This is a genomic window from Ascidiaceihabitans sp. (assembly GCF_039986515.1).
Classification (GTDB): Bacteria; Pseudomonadota; Alphaproteobacteria; order Rhodobacterales; family Rhodobacteraceae; genus Ascidiaceihabitans.
In genome coordinates this window covers 19,121-33,015 of sequence record NZ_JBDWQO010000012.1, presented here as the reverse complement: position 1 = coordinate 33,015, position 13,895 = coordinate 19,121, and the positions used below count along the sequence as shown (strand labels likewise).

Annotated in this window: 12 protein-coding genes; 4 read left to right on the top strand and 8 right to left on the bottom strand. The window is 54.1% G+C overall.

Translation table 11 applies throughout. The features are described from left to right. Positions 1–12: 12 nt before the first annotated feature. The 4 genes from ABJL60_RS11195 to ABJL60_RS11180 all read right to left on the bottom strand — a co-directional run bounded on the left by ABJL60_RS11195 (position 13) and on the right by ABJL60_RS11180 (position 3,592). Positions 13–543, bottom strand: a complete 531-nt coding sequence (locus ABJL60_RS11195; RefSeq protein ID WP_348375435.1) for an adenine phosphoribosyltransferase — start codon at positions 541–543, stop codon at positions 13–15. After that, on the bottom strand, positions 540–1,163 hold the full coding sequence (locus tag ABJL60_RS11190) for a LysE family translocator (RefSeq protein WP_348375433.1): 624 nt from the start codon (positions 1,161–1,163) through the stop codon (positions 540–542). The genes ABJL60_RS11195 and ABJL60_RS11190 overlap by 4 nt, the downstream gene beginning before the upstream one ends. Further along, positions 1,160–2,032: an S-methyl-5'-thioadenosine phosphorylase gene (locus tag ABJL60_RS11185; RefSeq protein WP_348289422.1), complete on the bottom strand. Its 873-nt coding sequence runs from the start codon at positions 2,030–2,032 to the stop codon at positions 1,160–1,162. Before ABJL60_RS11185 ends, ABJL60_RS11190 begins: the two co-directional genes overlap by 4 nt. 63 nt (positions 2,033–2,095) lie before the next feature. Next, complete coding sequence (locus tag ABJL60_RS11180; RefSeq protein ID WP_348375431.1) at positions 2,096–3,592, bottom strand: hypothetical protein; 1,497 nt, start codon at positions 3,590–3,592, stop codon at positions 2,096–2,098. A gap of 189 nt (positions 3,593–3,781) precedes the next feature. Between ABJL60_RS11180 and ABJL60_RS11175 the strand changes: the two genes are divergently transcribed. From ABJL60_RS11175 to ABJL60_RS11165, 3 genes are all read left to right on the top strand, one after another. Beyond that, on the top strand, positions 3,782–5,446 hold the full coding sequence (locus ABJL60_RS11175; RefSeq protein WP_348289418.1) for a SulP family inorganic anion transporter: 1,665 nt from the start codon (positions 3,782–3,784) through the stop codon (positions 5,444–5,446). A gap of 149 nt (positions 5,447–5,595) precedes the next feature. After that, positions 5,596–6,486: a radical SAM protein gene (locus ABJL60_RS11170; protein WP_108827770.1), complete on the top strand. Its 891-nt coding sequence runs from the start codon at positions 5,596–5,598 to the stop codon at positions 6,484–6,486. 13 nt (positions 6,487–6,499) lie between these two features. Next, complete coding sequence (locus ABJL60_RS11165) at positions 6,500–7,975, top strand: methyltransferase domain-containing protein (protein ID WP_348375429.1); 1,476 nt, start codon at positions 6,500–6,502, stop codon at positions 7,973–7,975. Between the two features lie 42 nt (positions 7,976–8,017). Here the strand turns inward: ABJL60_RS11165 and ABJL60_RS11160 are convergent, their stop codons facing one another. From ABJL60_RS11160 to ABJL60_RS11150, 3 genes are all read right to left on the bottom strand, one after another. Next, positions 8,018–8,671, bottom strand: coding sequence for a hypothetical protein (locus ABJL60_RS11160; RefSeq protein WP_108827772.1), 654 nt, complete (start codon positions 8,669–8,671; stop codon positions 8,018–8,020). Between the two features lie 153 nt (positions 8,672–8,824). Then, a complete protein-coding gene (locus ABJL60_RS11155) occupies positions 8,825–9,733 on the bottom strand; it encodes an alpha/beta hydrolase (RefSeq protein ID WP_348375427.1) in 909 nt (302 codons plus the stop codon). A 1-nt stretch (position 9,734) separates the two neighbouring features. Further along, positions 9,735–10,997: an alpha/beta fold hydrolase gene (locus ABJL60_RS11150; RefSeq protein ID WP_348375425.1), complete on the bottom strand. Its 1,263-nt coding sequence runs from the start codon at positions 10,995–10,997 to the stop codon at positions 9,735–9,737. A gap of 310 nt (positions 10,998–11,307) precedes the next feature. Between ABJL60_RS11150 and ABJL60_RS11145 the strand changes: the two genes are divergently transcribed. Beyond that, on the top strand, positions 11,308–13,275 hold the full coding sequence (locus ABJL60_RS11145; RefSeq protein WP_348375423.1) for a hypothetical protein: 1,968 nt from the start codon (positions 11,308–11,310) through the stop codon (positions 13,273–13,275). Here ABJL60_RS11145 and ABJL60_RS11140 read toward each other — a convergent pair. Further along, a complete protein-coding gene (locus ABJL60_RS11140) occupies positions 13,262–13,864 on the bottom strand; it encodes a 2-hydroxychromene-2-carboxylate isomerase (RefSeq protein ID WP_348375421.1) in 603 nt (200 codons plus the stop codon). The genes ABJL60_RS11145 and ABJL60_RS11140 overlap by 14 nt on opposite strands. Positions 13,865–13,895: the final 31 nt, after the last annotated feature.

Here is a 13,895-nt window from a genome sequence, read left to right as displayed (position 1 = left end):
TGGGTTCTGACCCTAAGCGCCTTCAAACTCGCATAACACAGATACATCCATCCCCATGGCTTCCAGTTTTTTACGGCCCCCCAGCTCAGGCAGGTCAATCACAAAGGCACAAGACAGAATATCTGCACCCAATTGTTCCAAAAGCTGAATGCCAGCTGCCGCGGTGCCGCCTGTTGCCAGAAGATCGTCGACAACCAGAATTTTTTCACCCGGTTGCACGGCGTCGTCGTGAATTTCCATCACGGCTTCACCGTATTCCAAAGTATAAGCCTGCGAGATAACTTTGCCGGGCAATTTGCCAGCTTTGCGGATCGGCACAAAACCCACACTAAGCTGATGCGCGATTGCTCCGCCCAAGATAAACCCTCGTGCTTCCAGCCCAACCACTTTGTCAATCTGCTGGCCCACATACGGGTGCAACAGCTGATCAATCGCCAAACGGAATCCGCGTGGATCGGCGAATAAAGTAGTTACATCCCGAAACATGATCCCTTCGTGGGGAAAGTCGGGGATGGTGCGGATGTAATCCTGAACAGTTTTCATGCAGCTCTCCTGAGCGTGGCGGTAAGAAGGCCCATCGCGACCAATGTCGCCCCGCCTGCGCGTGTAAGCCAAGTGATGATATGTGGTTGCCCAACCATATGCCGCATCTTGTCGGCCAGAAGCGCATAGGCCAAGGCGTTGGCGGCTGCAAGACCCACAAAGGTTGCCACCAATATGGCAAACTGCGGCAACAAAGGCGCCTCGGGCGTGACGAATTGCGGAACGAACGCGATAAAAAATGCGATGGACTTGGGGTTAAGTGCAGTTACGGCTGCTGTGTGACCAAAGACGCTTTTGGCTGTGACCTCGGCCTGCGGAACACCCAATCCGGCGGATGGCGCAGAGCGCATCAATTTTATCCCAAGCCAGATCAGATAGGCCGCACCGACCCATTTCAACACAGTGAACGCGGTGGCCGACGCCAATACCAGGGCCCCAAGTCCTGCCAATGAAGCGCTCATTGCGATCAGATCCCCAAGGGCCACGCCGGCAGCGGAGGCCACGGCAACTGAGCGTCCCTTGCTTAGCGCGTAGCTCAGCACAAGCAAAACAGTGGGGCCTGGGATCAAAAGCAGCGCCATGGAGGCCGCGCAAAAGGTCAACCAAAGGTCAAATGTCATAAAACCCGTCCCGCCACAGCATCCAGTTTGGCCATCAGCGCAGGATCACGGGCATCGGGCCCTGTCAGAATGGCGTATTCCAACGCCTTGTCGCAGCCATGCGGGCAATCTTCGCGGGTGGCCCCCAACAAATCAGGCAACCGTTTCACCATGTCGCGGCCTTTGTCGGCGTTGCCCATCAAAGTCTGGATGATCTGGGTCACATCAACTTCGCCGTGGTCCGGGTGCCAACTGTCGTAATCTGTGATCATGGCCACTGACGCATAGCAAAGCTCTGCTTCGCGGGCCAGTTTCGCCTCTGGCATATTGGTCATTCCAATGACATCCGCGCCCCAGACCTCGCGATACATTTTGCTTTCTGCAAGCGTCGAGAACTGTGGCCCTTCCATCGCCAGATAGGTGCCACCGTCGTGTACTGTGATCCCTGCATCGATCGCGGCTGCAAGGCAGGCGGCTGACAGGCGCGGGCAGGTGGGGTGCGCCACACTGACATGGGCCACACATCCGGTTCCGAAAAAGGATTTTTCCCGCGCAAAGGTGCGATCAATGAATTGATCCACAATAACAAAATCACCGGGGGCCATCTGTTCACGAAAGCTGCCGCAGGCGGAGACTGAAATTACATCTGTGACGCCGATCCGCTTCAGGGCATCGATGTTGGCGCGGTAGGGCACGGTTGTCGGACTGTGTATGTGCCCGCGCCCGTGACGGGGTAAAAACGCCATATCGACGCCGTTTAACACACCCGTCAGAATTTGATCAGAAGGTGCACCCCATGGGGTATCAACGGCAGCCCATTCGGCATTTTCCAATCCGTCGATATCATAGATACCCGAGCCGCCGATCACAGCGATTTTGGTTTTTGTCATGGGGTGTCTCCTGAAACCTGATTTGGCACGAGTGTATGGATTGAAACCGGATTGAAAAGCGTATTAGTCGCGGCGGATCAACCCTGTGATGGCTGCGGCCCCCAAAGCGGACACGATCCACCCTGCAACGGCCAAAACCCACCGCAACCAGTAAAGTTGTTGGCCCCACCATCCGCGGTTTGTCGAAGGGGCCCATGCGTCAGTTTGGCCGAAGTTGATGATTGGAATAACCACATCGAAACCATAGGCATAACGGTTGAATGTTTCCCAATCCTGCCCGGCCGCTTCCTTGGCAGACCAGCTGTCAGCAGGGTTGTGGGCGTCTAAGTGCGCAGCCCACCCTTGTGAATTTAAGATCACAGGCGAATTGGGTGTCATACTGCCTTCATCCCATGCGAAGTGGGCAGGGGCGATGGCAGCCAGGATCAGGAAGGCCAGCGCCCAAAGGCTTTTGAAGGGGCGATGACCGTACCCGATCAAATGCTTCAAGGCTTTGTCAGCAAACACATAGTGCAAAGGGGCCCAAACCCCCATCTTGCGACGTTCATCTTCACGCAGCAGTTCTTCGCGTTTTTCCAGAACCTTGCGGGCGGTGGTGTCATGCCCCATGTCGTGCAGCACCTTGGCCAATTGCGTGTAGGGCTGCGGGCGGAAAGTGCCTTTGTGTTTGCTGCCTTTGGCCAACCACGCCAGAAATTCGTCTGCGCCGGTTTTTGACGCGCTGATCCGATCGTAAACCATACCGTCAATTTTCAAGTCACCCTGACCGGGCCAGTTTTCGAAATCTGTCGAAATGCTTTGAAACTTGGCAGATAGAAACTGGATCGCGCCACCTGTGACCGTGACGTTCTTCCAGATCATCATATCATGCACCGTCAGGCTTTGCCCCTGCAATGCAGTGCCTTCCTCCGACCCAAAAGTGCTGTCACGAAAATTGATCTGACCGCCGATGACGCCACTCATTAGATACAGTGTTGCATTGGCTTGCAGGCCATGCAGGATCATGTGTCCCTCTACGTGGATGTTTTGCCCAGTGATGGCGTTTTTGGATGTGACGTTCAGGATGGCTTTGCGCAAAGACAATTGCCCACCGACCGTCGCACCGTTCATTTCAATGCTGCGGGTGTGGCGGGTGCTGCGCATCAGCACGCTTCCGGTGATCGCCATCCCTTGCGCGTCAAGGCCGTTCAAATGTGACCCGTCAAAATTGATCAGTTCCGACCGCAGTCCTACAGCTTTGATTTTTTGTTCAAAAACAGAGTTCTGGATGTCAATCGCACCTGGCGCTTTGCAATAGTTCAGATCCAGTTCCCCGGTGATTACTGCGCCTTTCAGAACCACGCCTGCCTCATGAAAGGCGCAAGCATCGCAACCGCCAATGATCAAAAACCTCAAGACTTCGGCCCGGATTTCCCGCGCGTGCTGCGGCATATTTATGTCCGGCAAGCTGCCGCCCTCCAAGGCACATTCGGATCCGGTTTCGCAGGCCTGCAAAAGCGCTTGTTCAGCGGGGGTTAACCCAAGATCTTCCAGCGCGGAAAGGGTGCGAATATGCGCCATAGATGGCTCCTTGGAAATACTTTGCGCGATGCTATCAAAATCGACCGGATTGGGAATACACCACCTGTCTAAATGGGGTATTTACCTGCGCTTGGTATCGCTGCGCGGTGTGTGAGGGTTCACAAGGGCTGTAAAACCCGTTAGGGCCAGCAAAACAACGGAAAACCCCTTGCACTGACAGGATTAGGCATGCGCGCGACTTTGGCTGCATTTACGAAGAACATGGACGTCACCGATTTGCGGTGGAACGCAGGGGAAGGGTTTACGCCCAGTCGACTGCGGATTGAGCTGCTGTCGGGGCTAACTGTGGCTTTGGCACTCGTTCCCGAAGCTGTGGCATTTGCTTTTGTCGCGGGTGTGCATCCGTTGGTGGGGCTTTATGCGGCCTTTTTGGTGGGGCTGATCACGGCCTTGTTTGGTGGCAGGCCAGGCATGATTTCCGGAGCGACTGGCGCCTTGGCTGTTGTTATGGTGGCTTTGGTCGCGCAGCACGGTGTGGAATATCTGTTTGCCACTGTCGTTTTGATGGGGCTTTTGCAGATTTTCGCGGGGATCATGCAGTGGGGCAAGTTCATTCGGCTTGTGCCCCATCCCGTGATGTTGGGGTTCGTCAATGGCTTGGCGATTGTGATCTTCCTGGCGCAATTGGGGCAGTTCAAAGTGCCTGGAACTATGGAAAACACGGGCCACGGCATGGGTGGCGGCGAATGGTTGTCTGGCGGGCCTTTGTATCTGATGTTGGCTTTGGTTGTGTGCACCATGGCCATCATTTGGGTGATGCCACGCATAACAAAGCTAATCCCCGCCCCGTTGGCCGGCATCGGCATTGTCGCGGCTATTGTTATTTTCACAGGCATGGATGTGCCACGTGTTGGCGACCTGACACCGGACGGGATTTCAGGTACGTTTCCGCCGTTTCACAATCCGTTTGGGGACGGCTTGGGGCTCTATGGGACAGCGCTTGCGCCGTTCACGCTTGAGACGCTGTATATCATTCTGCCTTATGCTGTGATCCTTGCGGCTATTGGACTGATTGAATCGCTTTTGACCCTCAATTTGGTCGGTGACATGACAAATTCGCGTGGTGGTGCATCGCAAGAATGTATTGCTCAAGGTGTTGCAAACACCGTGACAGGCTTTTTTGGCGGTATGGGGGGCTGTGCAATGATCGGCCAGTCCATGATTAACGTGAAATCAGGTGGCCGCACGCGTGTTGCAGGCATTGCGGCGGCTGTGTTCTTGTTGCTGTTCATTCTGGTGGGATCGTCTGTCATCGAACTTATCCCGCTGGCGGCCTTGGTCGGGGTGATGTTCATGGTGGTGATCGGCACCTTTGCTTGGAATTCTTTGACAATTTTGCGCAAAGTCCCTTTGACGGATGCATTTGTTATCCTGCTGGTTACTGTTGTCACTGTTTACAAAGACTTGGCTGTAGCTGTTGTTGTCGGTGTGATTGTGAGTGCTTTGGCCTACGCGTGGAACAATGCGCGCCGCATCCACGCCAAATCATACACCACGCCCGAAGGTGCAAAAGTGTATCAGATCCAGGGACCGTTGTTTTTTGGTTCATCCGATGGATTTGTTGAAATGTTTGACATTGCAGGTGACCCCAAAGAAATCATCGTGGATTTTGCAGACAGTCGCGTCGTGGACCAATCTGCCTTGCAAGCGATCGAAGCAGTTGCAGGTAAATACGAGGCAGCCGGTAAACGCATTCAATTGCGCCACCTGAGCCGCGATTGCCATCAGTTGTTGACCAAAGCAGGGCATTTGATGATCGACAGTGATGATGATCCTGACTACGAAATCGCCGTAAACTATCAAGTACGTACTGGTATTTTAGGCGGGCACTGACTGAGGCGTAAAAGGCACAAGTGACATTTCGCTTAGGATGCTGAACAGCCCTTTTTTCAGGATGGAAAAGCAAAAAGAACCGCCCTATGTTGATTTAGGGGGCGGTTCTTTTTTGGCGCCTGATTGATTTTGCACTTTGAGAGAAACGTATGATCGACCTAGAGGCCATCAAAGCGCAGCGCGGTAACAAACCTGTGCCGCCCGGGACCTACGAAGAAAGCCTTGCGGCTATGGAGCAGGCGCTGGAAGAAGACGCGCCACCGTCGCCCGAGCACATAAAGATCAACAACAGGTTGGTGGCTTGGGAAGCTTACTTGGGCATTGCCAAGGTGAAATCTTTCCCGACCCAGCTGCACGTGGGCTTGAACGATGTCTGCAACGCACGCTGCGCATTTTGCCAATATGCGCCGGAACGATCAACGGCCAACATGATCAAAGCAGACGATCTGCGCCGTGCCAAATGGTTGAAGTATGTGCGTTCTTTCTTCCCCAACGCCGGGCTAAGTGAACCTTTGATTCATCCCGAAATCGAAGAGATTTTTGAAATTGTTCGGGACAACGCGCCTCACATCAACATGCATTTGACGACCAATGTGTCTTTGGTGTCTGACCGCCTGCTGCCGGTTTTGGTATCAAATTTGAATTTGATGATCATTTCCTTGAACGCTGCACGAAAAGAGACATACGAATTCCTGATGCCACCGTTAAAGTGGGACCGGATTTTGCGCAATCTTGAACGTATTCAGGAAGAAAAAGCGCGACAAGGTCGGGCACACCCCGAATTGCAGGCGGGTTATGTTCTGAACAAACACAATTTGGACGAATTGCCTGAACTGCCGGCTTTGTTGAAAAGTATCGGATTTACGGGCTGTCGTATCATTGAATTGAAAGTACCCGAACCCATCAAAAGCCGAGAGCTCTTAACCAAAGATGATGTGGCGTCCCACGACAAGGCGCACGCGTTGAAAAAATTTGAAGAATTTGAATCGGAATGCCGCATTCACAACATCCGGTTGACCCAGCCACTTCCGGCATTTTGAAAGAGGGTACAGCATGTCTTCAGACGAAAAACAGCCCGAAGTTGCAACAGATACGGCCGCTTCTGAAGCCGAAGATACGCCGCGGCCAACGGTCAAAGATCGAAATCAGGAAAAATATCTGAAGTACCGCCATTCAGGGGAAATTTCCAAAGAATTTGGCCGCCAGATTGCGCGTGGCGAAGATCCGCGGTGCACATATCCATGGAACCGTTTGGATATCGTGTTGCGGGACAACCGAACGAAGGTTTGTTCTGATTTTCCGATCCGTCTGCCGCGATTTGATTGGCCCACAACGGAAGACTTTCACAAAGAAGACCAGATGTGGAACCATCCATTTATGCAACGCATGCGTGGCGGAATGGGCACCACGGACGCAGTGCCCTTTTGTGATATTTGTGTGCGATCGAACAAACGCGCTGTGAACAATTACGATTGGCGGCGTAAAGCGCAGACCGAAACACGCAAGCTGTACCACTCGATTGAAGGCAAACTGCGAGAAGACGTTTTTCGCGGCGATCTGAACGAGATCGGTGAAGGTTTGAGTGAGATGCGGTTTTTAAAACCGAACGGAAGAACCGTGCGCCTTTTCAAAGACAAAACTATGTTTTACCGGCGCCGGGTCAGCAAACACAGGTTTTTCCAAATTGGTCGCGTCTTGCAAATTGGATTGCGCAATGCGCTGGTGTCGCCGTTTTTGGCTGAAGCTAATCCACATTTTGAAGCGGCGGACTTTTCCCGTGTCAAAGGCGACTTCATGACATCGGTGGTGTCCCGTTTCGGAATAGAAGCGAAAGCGACACAGCTGGACCCATTAAAACCACTGCCATTTGCCGATGACAGTTTTGACGGCGTCTGGCTGGATGGCCAAACACTGTTTCGCATGGACCGCGACGCCTTGTTTCATGAACTAAAGCGCGTATTGGCCGCTGACGGTGTGGTCCATGTACAAGAAGCCTACGGCGCCGGAATGCTTTTGCGTATGATCCTTGATGATCCCAATGCCAACAACGGACGCTTTGAGGTTGAAGAAATTCTTGCGCAATCCGGTCACACCGACCTTGCCGCAGGTCCGCGTCCGGAGGGTGCGATCGGTGCGGCACATGCGGGGCTGTTTTCAGGCGAAATGGATGATGATCTGATGGGGCTACGCGCGGCGTTGGATGCGTCGGTGGCCCGCACAACAGTACTGAACGGTATCAAACACCAAGGTGTGGGGGGGCTGTTTACAGAAAAAGAACTGCGGCGCGTATTGCGCAAACACGATCTGACGTTGGACACTGTGATGCCGCCGCAGTTTACCCAGTTTAAACCGTTACCGGCCCATCAGGATGCTATGGCCCGCCTGTCCGGTGACAACGCGCTGATGGCTGCATTGGGCGCCGTCGCCACAGACCCAAATCAGCCCCTGACGGACATCGGGAACTATGACGGCACTGTAATTTTCAATGCGTTTGTGAATGTGACAAGCCGCAAAGGTACCACCAATTAATCCGGACGAAGCGGGCACCAACAACTGCCGAAAATGGCCAGTTTAGGGCCATTGAACTGGCAGCGTATTGTCGCCCTGTTGGTCTGCAACCGCTGTGCGGTAGTGTTTCATTGCGTGATCTGGCCCGAACACTGACGATTTGGGGGCGCAGCGGTGTACTTTGCCCATATGCTTGAAGCTTGTGGGCAGATCACACACGGTGTCGTCGTTGCGGTTGATGCACAAACAAAAGCCATCGTTTTTGATCCGTCCCCGGCTGCGTCGGGTGCGCGGCGCTGCAAAGCCGATGCCCGGCACCGCCCAGCTTTTGGACAGGATCTGCGTGGCCGCTGCGCCAAGCGAATGACCGATGATGTAAATCGGCTTTTCGTCATGGTGTTCGATCCAGTCGTAAATGACTTTGGCATGTGCCAGAAACCCTTGGTGCCAGACTGTTCCGCTGGCACCTTTTTGCGTTGTTTCGTCGCTCATCCGGTAGCGTTTGCCACCAATGTTCATGATCCGCAGATTGAAACGCAGGTAATCCATTAGGGAATTTGACCCTGGAATAAGTAAAATCCCATTGGTCATCAGATGCGCTTGTACGTCGTCTTTGTCCAAGCTGCGTTTAATTTTTGTCGTCAGGCTTGTGTGTCGTTTGCCAGAATATGATGCTTCTGCCAAATTCACGGCGTCGGAAATTTTATAGCGGTGCATTGTGAGGTCCTTTGTAAAGGTCTTGCAATAATGCCGCTATTCAGGAGGTGTTTTGGGCTTGCGTCAAGCTTTGTTGCGTGTCTAGCGTCGGGGGGCGCTGCCCCCGTCCATTCGGACTCCCCCGGGATATTTTAAGCGAAAAGAAGATCGGGTTCAGGGAATGTACGTTTCAGGCCCAATCACCCAATCCAAAATTGCATCAGCCACGGCCTCGGGATTTTGATGCAAAACCCAATGGTCCGCATTTGCGATGATTGTGCGCGTCAATTGCGGTGCAAACTCTTCCAACCCTTGTGTTGTTTCTGGCAACAGTGCTGTGTCGTTTTCGCCCCAGATCAGCAAATGTGGGCAGTGCACCATCAGTTTCTCACGCGGCAACTGAGGCAGGTTTTCCAGAGGTTGCCCGGGATTTGCGACCTTTAATGGAGAGGCTTTGTACCAGTTGATCATTCCGCGTAAACGTCCGGGTCGTTGCCATTCCGTCAGGTATGCGGCCCGGGTGTCGCCTTGCAGCCAGCCCATATCCATATTTGCAGAAAACAAAGACAAAAGTTTCGCGCAATCATCTGCCCCCAATACCTCTTCGGCTTGGTCAGAGCGCAGGAAATTGATGTATTGGGACGCTTCGGATTGTGCGCCGCCGGCAGCCATCGCCGTTTGAAAGGGAACGGGGTGCACCCCATTTGCAATGATCAACCGTTGCACCAGATCCGGTCGGAACATAGCCAACCCATAGGCCACAGCGGCCCCCCAGTCGTGCCCCATCACCGCAATCGGGCCGTGGCCGATCACATCGCTTTCGATCAGCGCCACCATGTCCCCGACCAATTTCGATGTGGTATAGGCCCCGACCTCTGCCGGAGCCCAGCTTTGCCCGTACCCGCGTTGGTCCGGGACAATACAATGGTACATCCCTGCCAATTTGGGCGCGAGGTCGGCGTAGCCTCCCGAATATTCCGGAAAGCCATGCAGCATGAGCAATTTCGGCAGGTGGGCTTGCCCCCATGTTTGCACATGGAATTCTTCCCCATTGAGTTGCACGAAATGGCTGGTGCCTTTCATATTATTCGCCCTTTGCTTTGCTTTCAAAGGTCAGGCCAGCCGCAGTGCGCGGCGCAAACCCTTTCCAATAGCTATGATCTGCCGTTTCTTTTCCTGCATCATCAACAGCCACAACTCCGTCGCCTGCTTTGGTCACCAAATCGAAATAGGCCGCTTTTTCGGTGTCCCTTTTGATGTGCATATCCATAAAGGCTGTGGCAAAGTGTTGCGTGATGTTGTTCATCCGCGTGTTGTCCCACACGGCATCGGCATAGTGTTCATACGGTCCGCTGTCGCCTTCGGCAGCCAGAGCATAGGCTGCGGCTGGTGCGGGCATCGGGGCGGCTGCGTTGTGGTTTGCGTGTTCGAATGTCAGCAAATGGCGGTCGGTGCCTGTCGCTTCCTCAAAAATTGTGCGCATGGCAGCATAGACCGACACGTCATCAACACCCCCTGCAACCAACAACAACGGCTTGCGGAAACCAGACATGCCTTGTGCATCCCAAAAGCCCGCATTTTTGCCCCATGGCCCGATGGCGATCATGGCTTTGACGCGGTCGTCCACCAATGCTTCGTGGGTCTCGGAACCGGCAAGGTGCCGTTCCAGCAGCCCGTTTGGCGTGCCCCATACATATTCCGTTGAGGCTTGTGTTACACCTGCGCCGCCATAAATCAATGCGCCGTAACCGCCCATCGAATAACCGATGACACCCGTGGTTGATGCGTCGGTGATGGCGCCCAATGGGCCGTCCAATGCTTCCATCTGGTCTATGACAAAGCGTTGGTCCAGGGGACGGTTCAAAAGCGTTGATCCGAAGGCCGCTTGATCGGAGTAGGTGCTGTCTGCGTGATCAATCGAGGCCACCACATAGCCTTTGGACGCAAGGTTTTCGCCAAGGTGGCTCATCAGGTAGCGGTTTCCGGGGTAGCCGTGCGAAATGATGATCAGCGGATAGGTTTCGCCGCTGGCCGGGGCCGCGTCACGGGCAGCTTGGCCCGTCAGTGGCACTTCCGTTTTCCCGTCGCGCAGGATCGCGGTGTAGCTTCCACCGGCTTCGGTGCCTGCTGCGGCTGGATACCATACCTCTACGGTCAGGGCGCGGTCGTAGGTCGGGGCGTTGTCTTCTGTGGTGTTTACAATGTCGATTTGGCCCGGGTTCACAAACTCAAGCGTTTGTACGCCGATCACACGTGCGCCATATGCGGCAAGTTCCGGTGCGTCTGGGCGCACTACGTCGATTGGGTTGGCGTTGGCGGTTGTGGCGGTAAAGGTGGCAAGTGACATGCAGGTTCCGACGGCAAGTGAAATGGCAGTTTTCATTAATTGTTTCTCCGGTATGCAGGGGCAGGGCGCCCGTTAGGCCCCTGTTGCGTGCGAGGGGGCAAATAGCAACAAAACACAAGGTTACAGGTCTGAGTGTGACATGTGGCGGTTTTAATTCAAGCAGTGACCTTGCGTTTCCTAGGGTCACGACACGGACATCACAGGTTTTGCGCCTGTAGGCCCAGCGTCGGTAGCCGCTGCAATTTTTGCTGCGGGCCACGCAATCTATGCTAGAGATGTGGCATTTGATTAAAGTGATTGGAGCGACCCCGTGCGCAAGCATTTGGTTTTAAGCGTGCATGGCATTGGTGAACAGGTGCCTGGTGCGACAGTGGATGCGCTAACAGGAGCAGCGCGTGAGCAGATGGACCTGCATGGTCCGGTGACCAACACAACAGTTATGTTGGCAGACAAAGAACATGAAGATGACGGGCAACTTGATTTGTACCCCTGCCATATGCGCCGCATCCAACAGAACGACGATACCGAACTGGTGTTTGCAGAAGCCCATTGGGCGGATCTGTCGCGTGCCCCGTCGGGCGTTCTGGCGACGCTGTTGGATTTGATGCGCCTTGTCCTTGGTTTGGGGTACCTCGCGTTGGAAAATGTGGAAAACAATGGCATTCCGCGCGGCGCAGCTGTGCGTTGGATGGTGCCTTGGTTTGTTTGGGTGTTTTATGCGGTCATTGCGCCGATAAACTTGTTTTTGTTCATTTGTGCCGCAGCTTTGGCGGTTGATCCTATGGTGTATGATCTGAATGTCGCGCCGTGGCGTGGGCCTGCTTATCTGGCCTCATTGGGCGTGGGGTTGGCCATTCTGGGGCGCGTGATTGCGGCCCATTCCGAAAGCTTTCTGGCCCGTAGTTTTGCGCGGTCCTTTGGATGGTTTGCTGTGTTTACGGCCCTGTTTGGTACGGTTTTTCTGGTGGCTCCTGACTGGATCGAAGGCCTTTTTGCGGGGGGGTCGGGATGCGCTGATCCGTTGATCAGTTTGTTGGGGGATATGCCCGCGCTAAGTTGCTACGTCAGCAGCGTGACTTTGTTCCTGAAGTCGGTTTGGGTGTTTGCAGTCGGGCTTTTGATCGCGCTTGTTGTCGTATCTGTTCGGGGTGCTTTACGGGACTTCGGGCAGAAGCGGTCCATCTACCTTGCGATTTGTGCGGCCATGCTGCTGCTGTGGATGACGTTTTCCGTGGGGTTCTGGTGGGTGTTCAAGCAGGTGGCGACGTCGATAGCGCGATCCGAGAACATTGTGGAAAAGGCCGCATTGATCCGGTTTTTGGATGTGCATTTTGCGGATTTAACGCAAACTTTAGTCTATTCGGTATTGGCGATGTTGGTGTTGGGGTTTGTGGCGGTCATTGTGGTTGTGCGCCGTAGCCAGTTTAAACATGTATTGGCGATGGACCCGGACGCCCCGTCTCAGCAGGACCGATGGTACGGGCGGCTGATTTTGAATCCGAGCCTGAATATGGGATTGTTTTCGGGCATTTTGATATTGGCCTTCGGGGTCTTTTATGCGGTGGCAGAGTTCGTTTTGCCTTTTGTGTCTCAGCATTTGCGGCATCAATCGGTCCCGTTTGACTGTGAAACGCTTGTGCACTTTGGTCTGCGTGTCTCTTGTATTGTCGACACAGGCTTGAAGGCTTATGGGCACGGTGCAATCGCGGTTGTCGCGCTTTTGGGGCTTTTGATCGTCAATTTTTCAAATGTGGTGGCCATGGTTCTGGGCGTGGCGCGGGATGTGATTATCTACGTGACGCGCTCCGAATGGGCGAACCCGACCGATCCCGGCAATCCCAGCCGGTATGTCTACCGCGACCGGATTGAACGTCGTTTTACCAACACGGTTGAGAAATTGCTTGATCAAGAAGGCCCAGAGGTGGCCCGCATCACAGTTGTGTCTCATTCGCAAGGCACCGTTGTGGCGCGGCGCGGTCTTCAAGCGATGTCTCATCTGGACTTGCCGCAGACCACGTTGATCACGATGGGATCGCCGCTTAGCCACATCTACGGGCAATATTTCTATGAAGATTACCAGTTCCACGGTCCGCGGCCAAAATGGTTAAAGCACTGGCACAATATTTACCGTGCAGATGACTTTGTGGGCACCACAGTGCAAGGCCATGGCACCGCCGCCACCAACACCCGCGTGCGCCCCAAGGGGCACACGGGCTACTGGGTGGATCGCAATGTCTGGGACGTTTTTGAACAGCGTGGGGTATTTAAAGGGCTTTAGCCCATGCCAAAGCGTCCTCCAATCGGTCGTTGCCCCAGAACAGTTCACCGTCTTCGGTTGTGAAGCTTGGGGAGCCATATAGGCCCAATTCTTGTGCGGATTGCGTTGTTGCACGTAGCGTGTCTTTGACGGTCTGGTCCGTTTGCGCCTGTGTGATCAAAGCCTCGGCATCAAGGTTCAATGTTTGCAAAACCGGTGTCACATCTTCGGGTGTCGCAATGCTGAAGCCTTGGGCAAACTGGCGAGAATACATCGCTTTTGTGAAGGCGGGGCCCCAAAGTTCGTTGGCCCCCAAAGTGGCAAGGCGGGCCCCCAGCATGGTGTTTTGTGGAAACGGATCGGGGTGCTTGATGTCTGGCAACCCATTTTTGATCGCCTGTCGTTCCATGTCGCGCCACATGTTCGCGCCCTTGGCTGGAAACAGGTTGAATGGTGATGTTGTCCAGCCTTGCGCCCCGAAAATCGGCCCCAGCAAAAAGGGGCGCCATGTCACTGTCACGTCAAACTCGTCAGCCAGAGTTTCGATGCGCATGGCCGAAAGGTAAGAGTATGTTGATGCCAGTTCGTACCAGAATGTCAGCTTTGGCATGTGCCCTCCAAGTGGTGTTTGTGTTGACCGC